The 21,868-nt window shown below is 50.5% G+C and carries 19 protein-coding genes; 3 read left to right on the top strand and 16 right to left on the bottom strand.

Annotated features, from left to right (window positions below):
• The 5 genes from HEQ50_RS03250 to HEQ50_RS03270 all read right to left on the bottom strand — a co-directional run bounded on the left by HEQ50_RS03250 (position 1) and on the right by HEQ50_RS03270 (position 4,049).
• Positions 1-516, bottom strand: a complete 516-nt coding sequence (locus tag HEQ50_RS03250) for a diol dehydratase small subunit (RefSeq protein WP_168899100.1) — start codon at positions 514-516, stop codon at positions 1-3.
• Positions 517-528: 12 nt separating this feature from the next.
• On the bottom strand, positions 529-1,221 hold the full coding sequence (locus tag HEQ50_RS03255) for a propanediol/glycerol family dehydratase medium subunit (RefSeq protein WP_168899101.1): 693 nt from the start codon (positions 1,219-1,221) through the stop codon (positions 529-531).
• A 15-nt stretch (positions 1,222-1,236) separates the two neighbouring features.
• Complete coding sequence (locus tag HEQ50_RS03260) at positions 1,237-2,913, bottom strand: propanediol/glycerol family dehydratase large subunit (protein WP_168899102.1); 1,677 nt, start codon at positions 2,911-2,913, stop codon at positions 1,237-1,239.
• 27 nt (positions 2,914-2,940) lie between these two features.
• Positions 2,941-3,657, bottom strand: coding sequence for a propanediol utilization microcompartment protein PduB (gene pduB, locus HEQ50_RS03265; protein ID WP_168899103.1), 717 nt, complete (start codon positions 3,655-3,657; stop codon positions 2,941-2,943).
• A 113-nt stretch (positions 3,658-3,770) separates the two neighbouring features.
• A complete protein-coding gene (locus HEQ50_RS03270) occupies positions 3,771-4,049 on the bottom strand; it encodes a BMC domain-containing protein (RefSeq protein ID WP_168899104.1) in 279 nt (92 codons plus the stop codon).
• A gap of 223 nt (positions 4,050-4,272) precedes the next feature.
• On the opposite strand from HEQ50_RS03270, the gene HEQ50_RS03275 reads away from it, so the two are divergent.
• The 3 genes from HEQ50_RS03275 to HEQ50_RS03285 all read left to right on the top strand — a co-directional run bounded on the left by HEQ50_RS03275 (position 4,273) and on the right by HEQ50_RS03285 (position 7,557).
• Positions 4,273-5,337, top strand: a complete 1,065-nt coding sequence (locus HEQ50_RS03275; RefSeq protein WP_168899105.1) for an AraC family transcriptional regulator — start codon at positions 4,273-4,275, stop codon at positions 5,335-5,337.
• Between the two features lie 288 nt (positions 5,338-5,625).
• Positions 5,626-6,384, top strand: coding sequence for a glucose 1-dehydrogenase (locus HEQ50_RS03280; RefSeq protein WP_168899106.1), 759 nt, complete (start codon positions 5,626-5,628; stop codon positions 6,382-6,384).
• A 63-nt stretch (positions 6,385-6,447) separates the two neighbouring features.
• A complete protein-coding gene (locus HEQ50_RS03285; RefSeq protein WP_168899107.1) occupies positions 6,448-7,557 on the top strand; it encodes a D-2-hydroxyacid dehydrogenase in 1,110 nt (369 codons plus the stop codon).
• A gap of 110 nt (positions 7,558-7,667) precedes the next feature.
• Here the strand turns inward: HEQ50_RS03285 and HEQ50_RS03290 are convergent, their stop codons facing one another.
• From HEQ50_RS03290 to HEQ50_RS03340, 11 genes are all read right to left on the bottom strand, one after another.
• Entirely contained in the window at positions 7,668-8,096 is a 429-nt protein-coding gene (locus HEQ50_RS03290) for a EutP/PduV family microcompartment system protein (RefSeq protein ID WP_168899108.1), read from the bottom strand.
• 2 nt (positions 8,097-8,098) lie between these two features.
• Entirely contained in the window at positions 8,099-8,803 is a 705-nt protein-coding gene (locus HEQ50_RS03295) for a DUF4430 domain-containing protein (protein ID WP_168899109.1), read from the bottom strand.
• A 24-nt stretch (positions 8,804-8,827) separates the two neighbouring features.
• The gene (locus tag HEQ50_RS03300; RefSeq protein ID WP_168899110.1) at positions 8,828-9,880 is read right to left on the bottom strand and encodes a fucose-binding lectin II; all 1,053 of its coding nucleotides are present in this window, start codon (positions 9,878-9,880) and stop codon (positions 8,828-8,830) included.
• Positions 9,881-10,054: 174 nt separating this feature from the next.
• On the bottom strand, positions 10,055-10,717 hold the full coding sequence (locus HEQ50_RS03305) for an ECF transporter S component (protein ID WP_168899183.1): 663 nt from the start codon (positions 10,715-10,717) through the stop codon (positions 10,055-10,057).
• 47 nt (positions 10,718-10,764) lie between these two features.
• Positions 10,765-12,420, bottom strand: a complete 1,656-nt coding sequence (locus HEQ50_RS03310) for an ABC transporter ATP-binding protein (protein ID WP_168899111.1) — start codon at positions 12,418-12,420, stop codon at positions 10,765-10,767.
• Entirely contained in the window at positions 12,408-13,304 is an 897-nt protein-coding gene (locus HEQ50_RS03315) for an energy-coupling factor transporter transmembrane component T (RefSeq protein WP_168899112.1), read from the bottom strand. Before HEQ50_RS03315 ends, HEQ50_RS03310 begins: the two co-directional genes overlap by 13 nt.
• Positions 13,305-13,563: 259 nt before the next feature.
• On the bottom strand, positions 13,564-14,136 hold the full coding sequence (locus HEQ50_RS03320; protein ID WP_168899113.1) for a cob(I)yrinic acid a,c-diamide adenosyltransferase: 573 nt from the start codon (positions 14,134-14,136) through the stop codon (positions 13,564-13,566).
• 24 nt (positions 14,137-14,160) lie between these two features.
• Complete coding sequence (nrdJ, locus tag HEQ50_RS03325; protein ID WP_168899184.1) at positions 14,161-16,407, bottom strand: ribonucleoside-triphosphate reductase, adenosylcobalamin-dependent; 2,247 nt, start codon at positions 16,405-16,407, stop codon at positions 14,161-14,163.
• 509 nt (positions 16,408-16,916) lie between these two features.
• Positions 16,917-19,133, bottom strand: a complete 2,217-nt coding sequence (locus HEQ50_RS03330; protein WP_168899114.1) for a WxL domain-containing protein — start codon at positions 19,131-19,133, stop codon at positions 16,917-16,919.
• A 283-nt stretch (positions 19,134-19,416) separates the two neighbouring features.
• Positions 19,417-20,784 (bottom strand): 23S rRNA (uracil(1939)-C(5))-methyltransferase RlmD, encoded by a 1,368-nt coding sequence (gene rlmD / locus HEQ50_RS03335; RefSeq protein ID WP_168899115.1) that lies wholly within the window; start codon positions 20,782-20,784, stop codon positions 19,417-19,419.
• Positions 20,785-20,847: 63 nt separating this feature from the next.
• Positions 20,848-21,861, bottom strand: a complete 1,014-nt coding sequence (locus HEQ50_RS03340) for a diacylglycerol kinase (protein ID WP_168899116.1) — start codon at positions 21,859-21,861, stop codon at positions 20,848-20,850.
• Between the last annotated feature and the right edge of the window lie 7 nt (positions 21,862-21,868).

The raw sequence follows: 21,868 nt of genomic DNA on the forward strand, positions 1-21,868 counted from the left end.
CTACTTATCTCCTTTAAGCTTCTTCCGGCTCGCGTAGTAGTCAGCTGCCTCTTCAAACCAAGCCGCACAGATTGTTGCCTGATAGTCTGAACGTAATTCCTTTGCAATCCCCAGCAGTTCTTCTTTAGTCGACCGGTAGGGACGCAAGGCATTATACATTTCGAGTAGGCGATCATCGGGAATCTTGGTAAGTTCCGCTGCACGGTCAAAATTCATCTGCAAGGTCTTGCGGCCAGCAGCACCCGCCACATCCCCTTGCATCTTCAACGCTTCAGCCGTAATCCGCAGATCTTTACGATCAATTCGATTATTGGCAATGTCGTCCAACGTCACATCATCAAGTGGCTTACCAGAAGGCGTTTTGATAATGTCCCGATGCTTTTCATAGAGGGGATAGTCCGCAACGCCATACTGTTTGTCCCTCGTAAGCGTGTCGTGAGTCGCTTGCGTAGACGCGGTATCAGAATTATTAACTTGGTTTAAAATATTCGATACTAATTCATTAATATCACTCATTGATACCTCTCCTTAAAATGTGACTTTAATCTCTTCTGCCGGCTTTCCTGAAACCACTTGATGCGTTTCGCGAATATGCAGAATTGCAGAGATTGCTTGGAAATTAGGCCGTGCCATTTGGTCATTAGGCTGAGAAACTGGTTCCGGTGAATCGCCCTTAGCATAGTGAGCCGCATTTTTCCCAATGGCCCGGAACATCTTCTCATCAACCACGGGCGCTTCAGGGAAGAGCTCCAGGTTGTTTAGCGCTTCTTGGTCCTTTTGGTGAATAATAACGGTTCCCTTGGATTGAATCCCAATGGAGATGCCAGAACCCGACAGGCTGTCCGCTTCCACAGCCATAAACGACACATCAGAAGTATCGTAGACCTTAACTACCCGTGCCTTCAGTCCCTCTTCTTCAATACCGGCAATCATTTGGCGCAAGGCCTCTTGATGGGTAACACTGGATTCAGTTTTGGTTAGCACCGTTGCATAGGCAGGCGCAACAGCAATCACGATCTCATCCTTAGAGTATCCCGGTTTTGCTAAACCAACTGGCTGAAACCAATCAAGTGCCTTTTCTGAGACAGCACCCGATTTTGAGGAAGCGCTACCATTATTTTGTGTATTATTTTTTTGAAAATCAATTGTTTGATCCGTCTGCGTTTGTGCCAGAACTTCACGAACAATCTTGCGGATTAAGTTCTCATCAATATCAGTCAAAATAATGCCCCTTTCTTACATATCAAAGTGCTCTGGATCAATAACTTGTGGAATATCGGTGACTTTCTTCCACTCCTCTGGATCATCGTACAACCGGTAGCCGGTGCCTGGGCCTTGGTAGTCATTGCCCTCATTGACGGCTGATTCAACGTGCCAATTCTTATCAAAGATTGCTGAGGTTTGCAGGTAATCGCCAACCACCTTTTGCTTCTGTAAGTTAAGAATAGCTTCCGCAACATCATGGAAGTCACTATCGACCAGCGCCTTGATTACATCGACCGCGGTGATCCCTCTGTCCATCATGTCTTGAGCAGCCTTCATATCAACGACCTTATCTCGTTTAGGCATGTCTTCGTGAACATCTGCATACGTTGCAGCCTCTACTTCTTCATCAGTAATGTTTGGTAACCCCAGGCCCTTGAAGACGGCTTGTAGCGCTTCAGCGGCTTTACGACGAACCTTAATGGCTTCTTCTTCTCGAATTGAATGAATCCCGAATGATTGTCCATAATCCCGCGATAGGAAGTGAATATCATCGTAGTCATAAACATCTTCGTTAGAGCCCGCAAAGGTGTTATCTGGGTTAGGTTCGGCCCCAAATCCTGAACAGATAAAGTCCGTTCCACCGATGAATTGACCCATAAACCGCCAAGTCCGCCGCATTGAAGAGTGAGAGAAGGATTGGTCACTCCCCGTTGCCGCTTCCAGGTCGTACATCATGCACAATAGGTTTTCACCAAGGACTTCTCGTAAGCCATTGGGAACCGCCGTAGGAATTGAAATACAACTCAGCGACCCATTTTGGAGACCTTGGACTCCGGAAGCCTTCGATAGTAAGATACAGCGTGCTTCCAGATACAGCATCGATTTACCTTCTGGATACCCCATCAGGACTTCTGAACCGGAGCCGGACGTGAACCGCATCTTAATCCCCCGTGAAGCATAGCAGGATGCTAAGAATCCCTTTGACCAAGGTGTATCATCACCATCCGTGAAGGACCGATCTGTACCATACACTGAAATGGTTTCTGCGTATGACGTTAAGCCCCGCATCCCCAACTGTAGTTCTGTGGCTTCATCAACTGAGCATTGGTGCAATACACCCGGTCGTCCAGTCTGTGACCCCACCAAAACGGACAGGGCATTGAATGGTGCGTCCCGACTGACAGCCGTTGTAGTTTCTTCTTCTGCAAATCCTCGCAACGCGGCTTCAGCTGCATCCGCCGCCAGCTCAACCGGATTATCAATGTAGTTAGTGACGTGACTTTGATTGGCTGGTTTACGGCGTTCCCGCATCTTCTTGGCACCCATAATCATTTCGCCAAAGTCCAGTTCGTTAATCACGGCTTGACCCTTGGCTGGCGTCATCGCCGTCGTGTACTTCAGGACTTCCTTGTGTGAAACATTCGGGTCAATCAGCATTCTCGCGATTTTAGTTGAATCCATCGCCATAACCTTTTCCGCATTGGCCACATTAATCCCGTAGTTGGCAATGTACATATCGATGAGGTCGAAATCGGAACGCTTCTTCCCATCCATTTCGGTGATGACCCCATCTTCAACCTTAATGCTTGGTTCGGGATCATTCGGGCTCTTCATCGCCACGAATCCTTCTTCAGGCCACTCTTGAACAATCACATCTTGATTGATTGGTCGTTGTTCCAATTTTTCAAATCTTTTTTGACGTTTCATTAAGTGATCCTCCTTAGAATAAAGTCTTTACACGATGTAGGAGGGGAAATCATTGGTTGGTTTATCTCCCATTTGTCCTAGTAGCTCTAAACCACGATCGCGCGCAGCAATGACAGCCTGACGGACAGCCCCCGATTCACCACTGATCGTCAAGGTCCCTTCGTTGGAAGGACTCCCGTTATGACTAGGGGTGGCAACCGAAATAATCTTCACGCCAGCGGTCTTCAACGCCGTATCCGCCATGACGATCCCGATGGCAGCCGGACAAGCATTAATAATTCCGAAGGCCTTGCCCTTTTCGGCACCCAATGCCTCGGAAAGACAGCCATCCGCTCGGGCCGTGTATTGCAATTCAATATAACCAGCGGCGTTTCCGTATACATCGCCAAAGTACCGATGTAAATTATCAAAGGTGACCTTTATAGCTTCACGAACATCCGAAGGGTCGTAGCCACCGATGATGATCATGCAGCCCTGTCCCCCGCCACCTTTGGTATCATTGGTCCACTCAACGTCGATACACTCTGTATTCGTAGACTTGATTCCTTCATCCATGGAGAACAGTTGTGGGCCACCACCGGTCCGGTCACTAACGATACCAATTACTGAATATTTTTTCTTAACGTGCAGTTTTTCAAGCAGAAGTGGGTCTACGTTAGGAATACATAAACCAATCGTATCCCCAGCTTCGTCAGCACCCACGAACTCGGGTGCAACGCTGGTAGAATTCAAAAAGTCAATCATACGACTGCCTCCTAATATTTTGTAACGGAGAATTTCGAGTGCATGAACACCCGCTAATAAAAAGGTTCTTATTTGTCCTCCACTTCAAACAAAATAAGAACCAATTTTAATCATTATTCTTTGTGTGGAAGAATCTTCTCGACATCCGTATGTGGACGTGGAATGACGTAATTAGAAACAACTTCGCCAACGTTTCCTGCGGCTTGAACCCCCGCATCTACGGCTGCTTTAACAGCACCAACATCCCCACGGACCATCGCTGTTACAAGGCCTGCGCCAATTTTTTGTTGACCAATCAAGTCAACATTTGCGGCCTTTACCATGGCATCTGCTGCTTCAATTGAGGGGACTAAACCTCTCGTTTCAATCATTCCTAGTGCCTCTTGTTCCATAAAGAAAGCCTCCTAATGTGAATGTTGCGCTGTAAGCGCTTACTCTTTTGCTACACGGTTATTATATAACAGGCACTTTTATTTTTCTTCATTCGCATCATGTACAAAATATAGATAATTGCAAAATACCATCTTCATTTATGATACTAATTTGCTTTTTTTCGATATATAAGCTATTCTGTATTCAGAAATAAGCCGATTAGCCGTCAAAGGAGACTTTTTTATGAACTTTAATTCACAAAGCAGTCACGCCATCCAGATTAAAAGAATTCTATCCCTGTTCTATCAGCTTACTAAGGCGCGCATTGCCTTTATCGACACCACCTTACAGCTGGTGACAAGCGATGGCATTTTTCCTAATTCTAGTAAAGTTAAGTCTCTTTTTCACAAAAGGAGCTTCTCCCTCTTCTTCCCCCTCATTACCAACAATCAGTTCAACGGCTTATTTATTGCCAACAAAAATAGTATTCCAATAAATGCGATGCCCTTACACCGCGCTGCTTTAGATAATATTTCCGTAAGCATTCTCAAACCTTATTATCAAGAGATTAGTGTGCTTTCGCCGTTAACTAAAGAAGAGTTGACTAAGGGCAACCAGCTATTCGGCCTAGTCGCTTCGGGATTTGGAGCCAAATCCGAAGCCGATCTTCAAGCCTTGAGCACGTCAAACGCCACTAACCCCAGCAAAAGTATTAATGACATCGACATCGCGTTAGCCTACATTGATGCCAATATCGACCAAAAACTGACGCTCGACACCGTTTCTCAAAATTCATATCTTTCCCCAGCCTATCTGAGTCGATTGTTTAAAGAACATTTTAAAATCAACTTTTCAAATTATATTCGAATCAGAAAAATCGCCTTGGCTCAACAGCGCCTAGTCTCAACCGACCACTCCATCAATCAGATTTCAAAGGCCATTGGGTTCGCGCGTTCCAATTATTTTAACAAGGTTTTCAAGGAAACCACGCACCTCACCCCCTTACAATTTCGGAAACGCTACGAGAGTGCCCAAAAGATCTATACGATTCACCGGGACATGGACTGGAACGACAATATCTCCGTTTATGCCGCCTCTCAACATTTCTTCCAGAAAAAAAGCATCCCCCTCGTAGAACAGAGTGTCAATGGCTATCCTTGTATCATGGCAATCGATGGCCTATCCTCGCTCAGTAATACTGATGGCTGGATTTATCTAGTAGACGGCGTACAACCCCAGCTATTTCCCAGTGAAACCTATGTGCAAGATAAGTCAGTGATTCAATGGATTTACATCAGCTTATCTTAGCCTCACGATTCAGACAATCATCCTCCCAAAACGAAGACATCTGGAACATTATCCACACGATTTCACAAAATAAGCCGTCCATAAGTTTCGCTTGCAGTTTCAAAATTAAAATCGTCCGATATCACCTATGGTTGACACATTAGGGAGATATCGGGCGATTTTAAAAATGATATAATTTTGCGTATTTTTCACAAAATAAGACATTTTATCATAAAGAAAGCGCTTTACTTCTCTTGAACGGGTGCTATATAATACTTTTGTAACAAACTTTAGAATGGAGGCTTTATAATGGGACGGTTGCAAGGGAAGGTTGCGCTGGTTACGGGTGGCTCCAAAGGAATCGGGAAAGCTGTGGTTGAACGCTTTGCTGAAGAAGGCGCCAAAGTTGTATTCACAGCGATCGAAAAAGAAGCCGGCGATTTATTAGAAAAAGAATTAATTCCAAATCGCCTAGTTTTTATGCAGCAAGATGTATCCAAAAAAGATGATTGGGATCGCATTATCAGTGCGACCATCAAACGATTTGGCAAGCTTAACATTATCGTCAACAACGCCGGAATTGGTGTGTTCTCCGATATCGAGAGTATGACTGAAAAGAATTGGAACGCAACGATTGGCGTTAACCTCACCGGGACCATGTGGGGGGTAAAGTATGGAATTAATGCGATGAAGAACAATCATGAAAAAAATTCCATCATCAACCTGTGTTCCGTTGAAGGTCTGATTGGCGACCCTGATCTACTCGCCTACAACGCGTCAAAGGGGGGCGTCCGTCTATTGACCAAATCTGCGGCACTGCACTGTGCTCGCGAAGGTTATGATGTTCGAATTAACTCTGTTCATCCGGGTTATGTGAACACGCCCTTAGTTGAAAATCTTGAGAAAACCGATCCTAAGGTCAAGGATCATTTGGTTTCACTTCACCCAATGGGTCGGTTAGCGGAACCCGCCGAAGTGGCAAACATGACGCTGTTCCTCGCCTCAGACGAATCCTCCTTTAGCACAGGGTCCGAATTTTTAGTTGATGGCGGTTATACAGCGCAATAGTTTTAACGATCCATCATGTACAACACCTAAAAAGTATAGAACCAAAGAAATGAGGAGCTTTTAATGTCAGATGTAAACGAAGATCTCATTAGAGAAGTGATTAAGCAAGTCCTTGCTGAGTCTAACGCGCAAGCAGACACAGCACCCGCCAAGAAATTTAATTCAAATGGCAAGAAACGTATCTTCGCCTTTAGTATTCGTAAAGATGAAGAACCCTACGTTAAGGAATGGGCCAAGAATCACCCCGATATCGAAGTCGGGTACACCGATGAACTGCTCTCCGCACAGACAGCAAAGTATGCAAAAGACGCGAATGGTGTGGTCGTCTACCAGCAATTGGCTTATACGGCTGACACCCTCCAAGCCCTTGCTGATCAAGGTATCACACGGATGTCTCTCCGTAACGTCGGGGTCGATAACATTGACGCCGACAAGGCCAACGAACTGGGTTTTCAGGTGACGAACGTGCCGGTCTACTCCCCTAACGCCATCGCCGAACACGCAGCCATTCAAACTGCTAGAATTTTACGTCAAACTAAAGTTCTCGATGAAAAAATTGAAAAAGGCGACCTTCGTTGGGCCCCCACCATTGGCCGAGAAGTTCGGGATCAAACAGTTGGCGTCATCGGAACAGGCCATATCGGACGGGTCTTCATGCAAATCATGGAAGGATTCGGCGCAAAAGTCATTGCGTTCGATCCGTTTGAAAACCCTGAATTAAAACGTAAAGGTTATTATGTCGATACCTTAGATGATCTTTATGCCCAGTCCGATGTGATTTCCCTACACGTTCCCGCAACCAAGGAAAATACGCACATGATCAATTCTCGGACTATCGCCAAAATGAAAGACAACGTTGTCCTCGTGAACTGTTCTCGCGGTGCCTTAGTCGATACGGACGCTGTCATCAAGGCGTTAGACAGCGGCAAGGTGGCTGGTTTCGTCATGGATACATACGAAGACGAAGTGGGCATCTTCAACAGTGATTGGCAGAACAAAGAATTCCCCGATAAGCGTCTCGCAAACTTAATTCACCGGTCTAACGTTTTGGTCACCCCACATACGGCCTTCTATACCACTCATGCCGTCCGTAATATGGTGCTCAAAGCCTTTGATAACAACCTGAAGCTCGTCAGCGGACAACCAGCTGACACGCCAGTTAAACTTGGTTAGCGCAGGCGCACCACTTTCAATTGATTCACCCAAATAATCTCTCATTCATAAAGTTTGATTGTCTTTAAATAGCAAAGCCCCTCATCAACAATTGGTGAGGGGCTTTGCTATTAATCATCTAAGAATTGACGGAGCGCTTCTGTCCGATCACCAGTTAAGGCGGAGACTTCAAACAGCTGCTTGGCGCCCGCACGTTTCAGTTGATCCGCCGCCCACGCGATCGCCGCCTGATCTGCAATATCCGTTTTGGTTACCACGCCAATGACCGGTCTCGCAAACATCGTGCTAAACGCTTCCGGATAGATCAGGCGCTGGTCCGTGGCGCTCTGAAGCATCACCACCACGTCTGCGTCCATCGCGGTCGTGGCAATACTGGTGTACATCCGGCGATGCTCAATATATTCGCCTGGCGTATCAATAATGTTTTGATAGAACTCAAGCGCTTGCGTCTTGTTGTAGTGGATAGTGAGGTCCTTTAGCCGCTGTAAGAGCGTGGTCTTCCCACAGCCAATGGCCCCAATAAACATCGCTCGTTGCATCGTCAATACCCCTTTGTCGTAAAGTACCAGTGAACGTGATCGCCATTCTTAATCTTTTTCAAATTGGCCGCCTTGTCAATAAATTTGTCATTGACGCGGTATTTCCAGCCGCTTCCCGTCTTCACATCATTCTCGGCCAAACCGTTAATGCTGCTGACGTAGACGACCACCCCATTCTGGTACACCAGCTTGAGCTTGGCCGCCTGCAGGACGGAGAAGGCCGTGGGATGCGCGCCTAGTGTCACGTGCCCCTTGAAAAAGGTCTTCTTATAGCCGGAAACCACCAGATAGGCTTTTCCCGTCGTCTGTTTCTTGGCCTTCTTGGCCGGCGCTACCTGCCGCTTTTGACGCGTTGTCGTGGCCTTTGAAGTCGTGGTCTGACGTTGACTGACCGCCTTAGACGACGCCGTCCGTGACGCTGACGATGGACGCGTGGCAGTCGACTTCTTGGCCGACTTCACAGTAGCTGATGCCTGACGAGACGACTTGGCAGAAGACGTGGCGGACTTCCGGTGGGCCTGTTTAGACGATGACGCGGCCTGATCACCGGCTGTTTTCGACTCAGTCGTCGCCGAGGAACTCGCCGCGACCCGTTCACGGGCAGGCGGCGTGCTTCCCTGTTGGTGATGCTGTTGAACGGCTAGCGCACCCCCGATAATCAGAATGGTCACCACGGTCGCGACAATAATACCTACCGACTTCTTCATGACAGCAGCTCCTTAACTAAAGTCTTATTTAAACGTGTAAACCAGCTTGGACGTGTATTTGCCATTGTGGTAAGCACTGGCCGCTAAGCTCACTTGACCATAGGCCAACGTCATGCTGTAAGCGTCCTTAACCGTGCCATCACTCTTCACGTAGCTCAACATGGTCCGCAGTGGGGTTGCCGTTTGGCCCTTCTTGATGGCCTTCTTGTTCAGGAAGTTGAAGGCGGTCTTGTTGGTGGCTAAGCCCAGAATAGCTTCGGCCGTGGAGTTGGCGTTTGGATTGGTCTTCCCATCGTAAACGTACCCAAAGGCCCCGTTCTTGTAAACGGCCTTCTTGAGGTAGCTCCGACCAGCTTTAGCCGCGGTCGTGACCTGTTTATTCTTGCTCTTGCCCATGGTTAAGGCGTTCACGGCAACGGCAGTGGTATCGCTATCCACGCTAGCCACGGTGTTGTTGTAAGCCCAACCATGGTTGGATTGTTGTTTCTTGGCAATCTTCAAGCTCAATGAGGACTTGGAGAATGCGGCCTTACTAGGCTTCTTAAAGGTCTTGTTAGAAGAAACCGCAATCAGCGCCGTACTCTGCACGTTAACGGTTTGCTTGGTCATGGATTTCTTATACAATGTGCTGACCAGGTTCAGGTTCTTCTTGGCACCGGCTGGCTTGTACTTGGTTGGGTTAACGCCGATGGCCTGTAGCCCAATGATGGCATTGGCCAATACGGCGGGATCACTCTTCTTGGAAACAACTAAGTTCTTCTTAACCAACTTCTTTTGGCTCTTGGTGAACTTATACCCCTGCTTCTTCAACCCCAACAGAAAATCAGAATAGCCAGCTGCGGCCCCCGTGGTCGGGTAAGCGGACTTGCTAAAAATCTTCGCCTGACTCTTCAGGCCATCTTTATTGGCCTTCATCATCTTTTTGGCGTATGTATTGGCCTTCTTAATATGGCTGGTCCGGTAACTCTTGCTAGCCGTCTTGATGCTGGCGGCACTGGCATCGGCCACCGGCACAATGGCCCCTAACATCATAACTGCGGTCATTGAAGCTGCGATTACTTTATTTGTCTTTAACATTATCCCATCATCCTTTTAATTTTTTTATGAACTAACTATGACACACCTGTGGTCATTTTCTCCCCTAGACCATTACGGCCATCACCACCCTTTCAAAATATACCGTTACCTGTCGACCGAAGTCCTGACGACTGAATGCTTTAGCGTTTTACTTTGGCACCTATATTGCCACTTTCAGGGTTCGTGATCTTCGCGACTGGGTAAAATTTGATATTTGACCGTTAATCGATCCATCAACTGACGCCACGGCCGATAAAGTAGCAGAATGCTGATGGCATTTGTTGCCGCGTGCAGGGCGTCAAACACCACGCTCCCGGCAAATGCCAGTAGGAAACTAGCAGGTTGTAGCGGTCGAACATAGGCTAGCGCGTACCAAAGATCCATGATCCAGCCGAACCAAAAGCCCCACAACGCCCCCCAGATAACTAGTACCCAGGTATTGTCCTTCAGCCGACTACGCCGGAGCAATCCGGTGGTCAGGCCCATCAGCCCCCAGGCTAACATCTGCCACGGTGTCCACGGTCCCTGACCCAAAAAGAGATTAGAAACCAACGCCATCATGGAGCCACTGACGAATCCCATCTCGGGACCCAGACTGACAGCGCTTACGATCACCACAAAACTGGTTAACTGAACGTTGGGTACTGCCGCCAAGGGCACTCGGCCCAAGACTCCCAAGGCTACGATGACCGCTAAAAATACTAATAAGCGTGTACTCATTTCACGTTTTTCGAAATGCCAGTACGCTGGCAAAATACTGCAAGCTAAACAACCAAAGCTAAACCAGAGGTAATGCCTCCCCCTTAACAGGAGCATGCCGACTAAAAGTAACAGCATTAACATCACTGGTACGATTAACACCCAGTTGACTTTTCGATGATCGATTACGACTCACCTCCCTTCGTTGCGCACCGAACATCCTGCCAAAACAAAGCTTCAGGAACCTGCTGCTTCACTAACCGGTTAACCGGCGTCGTTGAGAAGAAATTCCGGGTGAAGAAATCACGTGTCAGCTGCGGCTGGCTAACCTGACCGTTAAACATGAACGTACAGTGCAACGCGAATGCCGCACAGAAATCCATATCATGACTCGCCATGACAATCGTCAATCCTGCATGATGGCCTTGGCGTAGGATGCCGCCAATATATTGCTTGGTTACCGGATCTAACCCCTTGGTCGGTTCATCCAACAGCAGAAGTGTCGGCTTCCCAATCAGTGCCAGGCCGAGTCCCAACAATTGTTGTTGTCCCCCGCTAAGATCGAAGGCATTTTGATCGGCAACCGCCGTTAAATGGCACACGGTTAGCATTCGCTTCACGGCCTGTGCCACGTCCGACACCCCCACTAATGTGGCTTGTGCTCTCAGCTCAGCGGTCACACTTCTCCCACTAAACTGTTCCGTCGGATTCTGTGACAAGTATCCGATTTGCTGCAATCGGTCCTTGTTTTTCAACTTCCAAACAGTCCGTTGGTTTAACCGGATCTTCCCGTGCTGGGGCTTCTGTAAACCTGCCAAGACAGTCAGCAACGTAGATTTCCCCGACCCATTTTTTCCGATAATAGCCAACCAGTCACCTGAATAAACGGTTAAATCCAATTGGCGCAAAATAGTCTCTCCCGGCACATAGGACTTACTGATTGTATTGACCACGACCAGCGGTGACATCTGCTTTTGGGGCGGGACCGTTTGCTCCTGTCCCACTAGCTTGTAATCCGCCATTTGTAAGGCATGCCGACCAGCAGTGACCGTTAAAGGAAGTGGCTGGGCAGCCAACTCATGCGCCAAAAAAAATTCAGGAATCGGTGGGACAAACGGTCGGAGTTCCTGTGTCTGATACATCTGTCGCAAACCGGCTGAAACCGGTCCGACATAATCAACTCTGCCATGCGCTAACAAAATCAATTGATCCGTCATCGCTAAGACCTGGTTCAACCGGTGTTCCGTTAGAATAATCGTCACACCCAACTCATCATGGATCTGCCGTAAAACCGCCAAGAACGTTTGCGCCGTTGTCGGGTCCAGTTGCGCAGTCGGTTCATCCAACAAGATGACCTCTGGTTTCAGAACCAGGACCGAAGCCAGATTAACCAACTGTAGCTGGCCCCCTGACAGACTTTCAATCGACCGATGCAAGAGCTTATCCAAGCCTAAGAAATTTGAAAGCTCCGCAATCCGCATGGTCATATCGGCGGCATCCACACCCACATTTTCCAGTGAAAAGGCTAGTTCTTCAATGACCGTGGCCATAATGGGTTGGGTCTGGGGATCCTGTGTCACGTAGCCCAGTTGCTGAGCACTGGCCTTACGTGACAAGGTCTGGACAGAATGGTCGTGAAAGATCACCTGACCTGTCTGTTCACCAGCCGGACGTAATTCGGGCTTCAGGAGCTTCAGGAGCGTGGTCTTTCCACTCCCAGTAGCCCCAACGATAGTGACAAACGTGCCACTTTCAATCGTTAGTGAAACCTCTGCCAACGCCGGACGTGCTTGCTCCGGATAGTGAAAATTCAATTGATCAATGCGTATTAATTCTCCCATAAGCGATACATCCCCTCACCCAGAAGTGGCAGATTCACAAATCCCAGTAGCGGCAATACCAACCACCAATCGGTATGCGCTATCGCCGTAAACTGGTAAACGTCACCAGTCCAGCCCCACCCCTGCCATCGACACATGAGGATAACTGCAAATAAGGTGATCAGTCCGCCGCTAAAAATGATATCCGCCCGTTGCCAAGTGTACGATTGATAGTGACTTCGTTTACGCGCGCCAAAACCACGAGCCTCCATCAAAACTGCTGTTTCCATGGCGGAGGACACCGAATCAATGAATAAGATGCGCAGTAGTCTCCCCGTCTTACGAATTCGCTGACGCCAGTTTCCTTCAGAAAGAATAATTCCTCTGGTTTTCTGAAACATGGCAAGCCGGCGAAACTTCTGAATAAACAGACTCACTAACCGTAGCGAAATGGTCAGCAGCATTGCCAACCGCGGAACAACCGGAAAGAGTAAGTAACTGAGCTTGGGAGTCGTCACAATCCCGTTAAAAAGAACGAAAGCGACAATCATCGCCCCTAGTGACAACGCCATGGTGCATCCGTAAAGGAAACCGGTCCGGGTAATGCGCAAATTCACAACGCCCAGCGACCACTGCCATAGAAGTCCCCGACCATTTTGATTGAGAATCAAATTAAAGAGAACAATCACAATCATTAACGTGACAATACCCTTGAAAAAGGTTAGCAACCGATGAAAGCTGAAATACCAGCCGCTCAATAGCAATACACTAACGAATAAAGTCCCAATCAAGAGTAAATGGTTGAAAGTCAAAAGTAATGTGAATAATCCCACAAAATACAGGATGCTAACCAGTGGATGGACCTGACTAAAGAAGGTTGTACTTTTCACAGTTCCAATATTCACTAAAAGCCCCCCACACTTGTAACCGCTGCCACTTAAATTTCTGCCTTCAAGACCTTTTACCCCAGCAGTTCCCGCTAAAAAAGTCTTGGCGGCTCCACAATGTTAGCAGGTAACCGTTAAATTCTTCAGACATTGTGTATACTCATTGAAAACCAGTACAAAACAAATTCTATCAAAGCGCTTTCACGATGTCTACCACAATCATACAGTTAATCACTAGTCACGTCTACCTCCGAGTAGGAGATTCAAATCCACTCACTTATTTATGATCCCGCCTAGCCGCCAGACGTTCCGCCTTCTCCTTATTACTGGGGATTTCTGCGTACCCGTCTAAGGCGTTCACGTACCGGGCCATGGCAAACAGGTAGTCCGACAGTCGGTTGAGATACGTCAAAATAGCGGGATCTAGGGGTTGCACGGCATTTAACGCGACCGCGGCCCGCTCCGCACGGCGGGCCACCGTCCGCGCGTACTGTAAGTTGGCGCCGGCCGGAGAACCACCCGGTAGGATAAATTCCTTGAGTTCCGGCGTTTGTGCCGTAAAATCATCCACCCGCGCTTCCAACGCCGTCGTATCGGCGGGCGTCATTTCCTGATGGCGTTTCACACTGATATCGGCCTCTAGCGCGTACAATTTCCGCTGCACGTCACATAGCTCCACCCGTAGTTGGGCCTGGTCCACCTTCAAGCTCGTCACGACCACACCCAAGTAGGATTGCAGCTCGTCAATCTCACCCAGCGCGACAATCTGAGCATCCGTTTTGGCGACCATCCGACCACTCACTTGCTTGGTCATCCCCTGATCGCCGACCCGCGTATAAATCTTCGTCATTGGCGTCTCCTTTCGCCCGGTAACCTATCTGATTGGGCAAGCCCCGCCGGCACAGTCAGACTGGTCCACCAGTTCAACATCCTTCTGATCGTGATGTCCCGTCAACTCGGCAAATTTCTTCGCCACGTCACCCGTAATTTGGGCGCAGTGCTGTTGGTAAGTCGCCGCATCGATCGGTTCCTTAGGTGCCTGCTTGAAGTCGGCCCCGCTGTATGGCAACAGGGAGGTTGACTTGATGGCGTTGCGGTACTGACGCAAGAGGCCACTGATCTGGTCCCCCTCTTCCGGCTGGAAGGTCACCGTGCAACTCACGGCGTTATCCGACCAATACTTCTGCAGGAAGGCCTGGGTCGCAAATTGTTCAGCCATCGACACCTCACCCGCGGAGGCAAAGGCCGGATTATCGGCGTGGGCGGCCTTCACGGGGAACTCCACACACATCGTGTTCTGGCTGTAAACGTCGGGTTCCACCTTGTAGCCACAAGCGCGAAGGGCCGGCAGTAAGGGATCGCTATCCTGGAACCGAATCCGTTGAATCAGGTAACGGGCATAGTGGAAATGCATCCCCTCGGAGACCCCGGCCAACTTGGCCACCGTCCCGGACGGCTTAACCGTGGTGTGCTTAATCGACGGCTGACACCCCAGCGTCTTAGAATACGCCGCATCCGCAGCGACCACCGCTTGATACAGGTCATTGACCCGGTCGACGGCGAGCTGATTGTAAACGGGTCGCTGAACGGTCGTGCCATCGGCCAACGTCTGCGTTTCAAAGCCGGTCACGACCCGCTGCTTGAAGGTCTTTAGAATCCAGTCCTGAATTCCGGACATGGACACGCCAATCCGCCGATTCTTCTGAATGGCCTTGCGTGAGACCTCCCAGTCGTAGTGGCTAAACGTGACCCGCTTCGTGTACCGGGCGCCCAGTCCAAACGCGTCTTCCAACGGCCAGCCCTGTTCCTCGGCGACGCTAGGAAAGACTTCAAAGAGGTTGCAGGGTTCGCCATTACTCAGCGAGATTTCACCACACGGATTGGTGCCTTCAACCGCGCCATCAATCCCTTCCTGCCGACCATCGACTAGGCGGCCATAGTTCCGCGATAGCTCGAGATTCACGATCCCGGGTTCCCCATTTTGTTGAATGGCCGCGGCCACGGGTTGGTAGTCGTTAAATTGTTGATCCACGGCGACACTGTTGTTGGAGGCCCAGCGGTGATGGTAGAGCTTAGCCTTGTCTTGCTTCATGGTAATAAAATCTTGGTCGGCGGCACCGCCCAGGGCGAGTTCGGCCGAGCGCCGGACGTTACCCGCAACTACCGTTTTACCAATCAAGTTACCCATATCGGTACAGTCGACGGCGGTTAGATCACGGCCGACCGCGTCATTCAAGATCTGGTTAATATCGAAGAGCATTTCAACCAGTGGCATGGGGCCAGAAGCGGTCCCGCCAAAACCGTGAATGGGCGCATCCTTGGGCCGAATATCGCTAATGTCCAAGACCACCTGTCGCTGATGCGTGGGATTGCTGGCATCGAAGTGCGCGTCGATCAGATTGGCATTGGCCAGTACCCAGCCTTCCCGCGTATCCGGTAACCGGTAGTAGCGGGCATTGGCCAGCGTGTGGTCGCGCAACCATTCGGTCCGGTCAACGGCGCCGAGAGCCACCGAATCCGCGTAGGAGGCACTCGCGGCGTCAATCACAATCGTCAGGTCAATCTGCCGGTCAACCCGCGGCATCTGGCGAACATTGTCGGGCGTCACGGAAAAGCCGACCCCGCCGCCCTTCATGAGTTGATCGAACATGAAGGAAAACGGCATGGAGACCGCGACCTGATTGGCCGTCAGGTAGTCGGGAACGATGTGACTGTCCCCATAGGCCTGGGGCCGAATCGCCACAAACCAACAGTTGTTCAGCGCATCCCCGTTGCGGTGCTGGTAATCGGTGCCGGAGATCCAAAGATTCCGACCGGATGGTGTGGCGGCTAGGCCGTAGATCAGCCGAAATAAGCGTTGGGCCTCCTGCGTCAAGTCAGCCCGTACTTGGGCGTCCGCCGTCCCATCGTGCAATCGAGGGTCGAGGTTAATGTTGCCCTCCACCACGCGTTTAACCGTCTCGGGCCATTCCTCGGTCCGATTCTGTTCCGACAGCCAACGGGCGTAGGTCCGCTTGTAGGTCACCCATCCCAGTTCACCCCAATGCGGCGTCACCTCGCGTTCAGTCTGGGCGATAAAGTCCGCCGTTAATGTGATTTTTGTGGCCATTGCTGCAGTCATCATATCAATCGCTCCCATCATTAAGAATGCACCATATATGGTACCAAGATTCCGAAACGAATACAATATATGGAAAAAGCAAATTGTCCCTAGACATTTCACTCCGACCCGCTATGTAACATAGTTAACAGATAGAACACAAGTTTTCTTACTGAGCGGTTAATTGTAAGTGGGCAAAAATCACCGTCTCCGACTAACCGGGTTGCCACCGCTATTAATAACTGGAGATCTCCCCCACGAGTAAACGACCGGCCCTGACGATCGTTCAATTGGTCATAATTTTAATGCGCGCCCGGAAAATTTTTTTATTTTGAATCATCGTACACGAAAAGAGCCTTCAAGATATGAACCCCCTAGATATGGGAGCTCCCCGTGACACGATCCCAGAGACACAAAAAGTCGGCGACCGACGTCACCGACTTTAGCGTAATGCTCCTTTTTAAGCTTTCCCCAACTTTCCGTTCACTAACGAACGGCTAAAACCATACTCGTTTGACCATCACACTGTCCTAAGTCTGCTCAGAATTAATCAGTGTCCAGTTAATTTGACTCTTATATGTTGCCGAAGACTGTAGCGCGTCCGCATCCAAATCCAGCAGGAGGCCCTGACTCGCTGTCCAGTCCCCCGTCACGTTGGTGGTCGCGTCACTCCCATCAGCCGCATGACGCATCACGGGGGCGGCTGCCTCGGACAACGCCGTCTGCTGCGTCCCATTGACGTAGACTAAGTGTCCCGCCAACGCGTTGCCCGCATCGTCCGCCAGAGGTGTCGCCGCCGCCGTTAGCTGCCAACCGTTGCCACTAGCGCGGGTATCCTGAATCACAATCGAGAGATCACTCGAACTATCGCGTGCGACCAATTGCTGGGCACCCGTCAGCTGGGCTTGGTACCGCGCCGCACCGCTTATCGTCTGAAATTTCAGCTCACCCACCGTGATGACGACCTCACCCACGTTGGAAAGGGCGCCCGTGGTTTTATCCTCAGCCGTCAGATCGAGCACGTTGGCCCCCGGCTGTAGCTTATCGGCGGGAACCGAAACCGAGAAATGCCCCGCCGCATCGCTGGTTGCCAAGTCGGTATCCGACAAGTCTGTGTCGTCATTCAGCTTTCCGTGGATCACGAGGTTACTGTTGGTCACCGCATTGGCCGTGTCCGTCACGGTTCCGGTGACCGGCACGTCAACCGTCCCACTGGCTGAAATCGCCGTCTTATCCGTGGCCAAATGTAGCGTCGACGGACTGACGGTGAAGCCCGGCATCGTCGCCTGGACAATGGCATTACTCCCCCGGAAATCACTCACGGTGCTGGCCGCGGTCGTCGCAGAGTTAACGTCCGCCGCCGTGCCCGTCAGCGTAATCGTAGCGGTCTGATTGCCTCCGTTTAAATCCTTTAAGTCAATGCCGTTGCCCTGACTCAGGCTATCGAGATCAGCGGCCCCCAGCGTTGTCGAATCACCATTCCCATATTTCACGATGCCCTTAGTCATCGTCAGTCCATCGGGAATTTTGAGCAGTGCCTTAATGCCCTGCCAGTCCGCCGAGCCGCTCTCATAATTTGCGTGATACGTCAACGTCACGGGTGAATTGGCGCTAATCTTATCCCCATCGCTCACGGTCTTCCCGTTCGCCGTCATGTCAGCCGATGCCGTGGCATTAACGAGGTTCGGAATCTGCTCGAACGCCACCATGCTGGCTTCACTATAGCTCCCCGTGGCACCGGTAAAGCCCCAATAGGCGGTTCCAGTGCCCTGCGGATCGATGATTCCCGGGTCAACGTCCACACTATTCGTCTGCCCGGGCTGACTGGCACCGGTCGTCGGATTCTTATCGTTAAACGCATAAGTCATCTTCGCCGCGGTCGTCCCGGACTTCGGCGTATAGGTCAGGGTCAAATGATGCCAAGCACCGTCGGACAAGTACTCGAAGTTATTGCCTTGAATAACGCCTTGATGCTTCATTTGAATGTACGAGCTTGTCTTAGTCGTTATAAACGGAAAAATACCGGTCGTTTCCGACAACGTCTTAGCCAAATACGTCGAGGACTGGGCCGGATAATTCGCCGCGATATGTGGCTCCGTTAGCTTCCCACCAGTCGTATCGGTATCAAACGAATCGGCCCCCGTTGTATTCGCCATAGAGGTAGATTTATTGATATACGAATCAAATTCCAACGCCCAGCTGTTCTGAATCGCCGTACTGGCCACCGCCGCCGTATCGGTCGTCCCTAGATTGGCAACGCCCCAGACGCCCAAGGTCTCCCCGTATGGCGAGTTCGTGCCAAAATTGGGGGTGGCACTATAAGGTGAATCGGCATTTTGAAGAACCAAGGCCATGCCATCCCCGGGGATATCTGCCGGAACATAGGTTAATGTTTTATCATCGTAACCCTTGGACCCGAAGTTCAGCCACATCGATGCGACCTGCTTCTTATTCAGGTCAAACTTAAAGGCTTCATTCGACCAAATTGATCCCACCTGACCGCTATTGGTCGTGAGTTCCACGACTTGCGTACCGGGCGACGCCGCATTCGTCCCGTCAGCCACGTGGGCATCGTTATTCGACGAAGTTCCCTTTTGAAAGTAGCTATTGAGGGCTAACCCTTGCGGTACCGTGGCTAATCCATTATCAATATCTAACTTATCCGAGGACGCATACCCCGGCTGAATACCACTCAGGCCTAGAAATAAGGCCGCTAACCCAGCCACTAGCCATCCTTTTCGTTTCATCTGCAATCCCCCGATTATGCTCATCATTTGTCTCGCGTTTTAACGAACCAAGCGCAATTCATATTATACTACCAAACAATCATTAATAAAATAGTTTATGGGAGATAACATTGATAAATCATGAATTGTGTCCTAAATCCCGTGGCACATACAGATCACAATAATTTCATCCGTCAATTATTATCCACTACGTCCAAAGTGTGGTGTGAAATTTCTAAAGCATTTTGCCATATAAAAAGGCCCGTCTGCCGCTAAGCACGGTGACGGGTCTTCATCTCTAGATTTACTTTTTAACCAATACCGTGACACTTTCCACGTGGGGTGTTTGAGGGAATTGGTCGACCGGCTGAATCGGCCCGTCGATGACGTAACCGAGTTCTTGGAACCGCGTCACATCGCGGACCAACGTGGCCGGGTTACAGCTGACGTAGACGACCTTCTTGGGGCCCATCTTCGCCGTAGAGTCAATCAGGCTTTCGGCCAGACCCTTACGTGGTGGATCGACCACCACGACGTCGGGCTTGATGCCGGCTTCCTGCCACTTGGCCATCTGGTCTTCGGCCTTGTCGACTTCGAAGGTCACGTTGGTCAAATGGTTCTTCTGCGCGTTCACCTTGGCGTCCTCGATGGCTTCGGGGACAATATCGACCCCGTAGACCTGCTTGGCATGCTTAGCCAAGGCCAGTGAAATCGTCCCGATCCCACAGTAGGCATCGATCACGGTCTCCTCACCGGTCAGGCCGGCCTTGTCGATGGCCATTTGGTAGAGCTTCTCCGTTTGTTGCGGGTTCACTTGGTAGAAGGACCGCGCCGAAATGGCGAAGGTTAAGCCCAACAGGCTATCCTCAATCGTTGGCTTGCCGTACAACGTCCGCGTCACGTTCCCCATGATCACGTTGGTCTTCTTGGCGTTGACGTTGAGCACGATGCTGGTGACTTCCGGTAAGGCCTGGTGAATCTGGTCCACCAATTGGGCCTGACTCGGCAGCTTCTGCGTCCGGCTAATCAGGACAATCATCATCTCATGGCTGTAGTAACCACGGCGCACCATGATGTTGCGGATGACACCCTTGTCATTGATCTCGTTGTAGGCGGGAATCTCGAATTGACGGAGGATGTCGCGAACCTTGACGATGGCCGCATCAATGGCGGGATCCTGAATGTAGAAGTCGGTCAACGGGATAAGTTCGTGGCTGTGTTGCCGGTAAAATCCGGTTTCCAGCTGCCCCTTGATCATCCGGACGGGCACTTGGGCCTTGTTCCGGTACTGGGTCGGGTTGGCCATGCCCAGCGTTGGCGCCACCTCAACGTCTTGGTGAGCCTTACTGAAGAGTTCGGCAATTTGGTGTTGCTTGAACTTCAGTTGGGCCGGGTACGCCAGGTGTTGGAGCGGCGCAATCCCCGTCTGCCGGTAAGTCTTGTCCACGTCCTTCACCCGGTCAGGCGATTCCGTTTGCCAGGAAATGGCCCGCGCAAAGCCGTAGTGGCTCTGAACCTTGGTGACCTGAATCGTCAGTTCTTCGCCGGGTAAGGCGTTTTCGATAAATAATGGGAAGTCATCGACCTTGGCCACGCCCATCCCCTGATAGGTCAGGTCGGCAATGGTCACGTCGAGACGTTCGTTCTTTGATACGGGTGCTTTAGTTTTCATGTGTTCTCCTTAATGAGAAAGGGATTTTGCCCCTAAAATTTCGCGCAAAATCCCTTCAGTATCTTAGTCTTCCGTTGGTTGTTCGCCCGCAGGTAAGTTTTCAACCTGCTTGACGAAACGTTGTTCTGCTTCCAGAACCTCCGGCGATTCACTGGTGACCGCCGAATCCGGAATGGCGTCGAGGTTGGCATACATTTCAATATGCTGGCCCAGGTTACGGAACTTCATGGGGGCATCCCCACCGTATTCGCCATCCAAATTAATCATCATCCGCTCCTCGACCGGCTTGGCAACCACCTTGCTGGTCTTCTTGTAAATGATGTGGGGATCGTTGATGTGCTTGCCACCGTTTAGAACCAGGCCCATCAACCGCAGAATCTCCGGCATGCTGGCGGTCTTGACGATGATCATGGTGAACTTCCCGTCATCCAGGGCGGCGTCGGGCACAATCTGCTCGAAGCCCCCGATGGAATTGGTCAGCGCCAAGAGGAACATGGACGCCTTGCCCCGGAAATGGCCGCCATCGTAGGTCAAATCCATGTCGATGGGTTTGATGCGCGGCAACAGTTCGGCCCCCTTTAACAGGTACGCCAGGTAGCCAAAGATGGACTTCAGGTTCGACGGCACGTCGTAGGTTAACTCCGTCAGTAGTCCCCCACCGGCGATGTTAATAAAGTACGAATCGCCCGCCTGGCCAATATCCATCTTAATCGTCTGGTCCTTCAAGACCACCTTCGCTGCCGCCAACGGATCTTCGCGCGGGATGTGTAACGCCCGGGCATAATCATTCGTGGTACCGGCAGGAATAATGGCCATTTTAGGACGATGTGGTAATCCAGCAATCCCGTTGACAACCTGATTGATCGTCCCGTCGCCCCCGGCCGCCACGATGAGCTCGAAACCAGCTTTCGCCACCCGAGTCGCTTCGTTTTGAGCCGAGTTGGGGTCAGCGGTGGTCGCAAAGGCACTCGTCTCGTACCCCGCTTGTTCAAACACCGCTAGAATGTCAATCAGGTCTTTCTTCAGGGCCTCGCGACCCGAAGTTGGATTATAAATGACCCGTGCCCGTTTACGCATGATGTGC

This window comes from Lactobacillus sp. HBUAS51381, assembly GCF_012641095.1.
Taxonomy (GTDB): domain Bacteria; phylum Bacillota; class Bacilli; order Lactobacillales; family Lactobacillaceae; genus Levilactobacillus.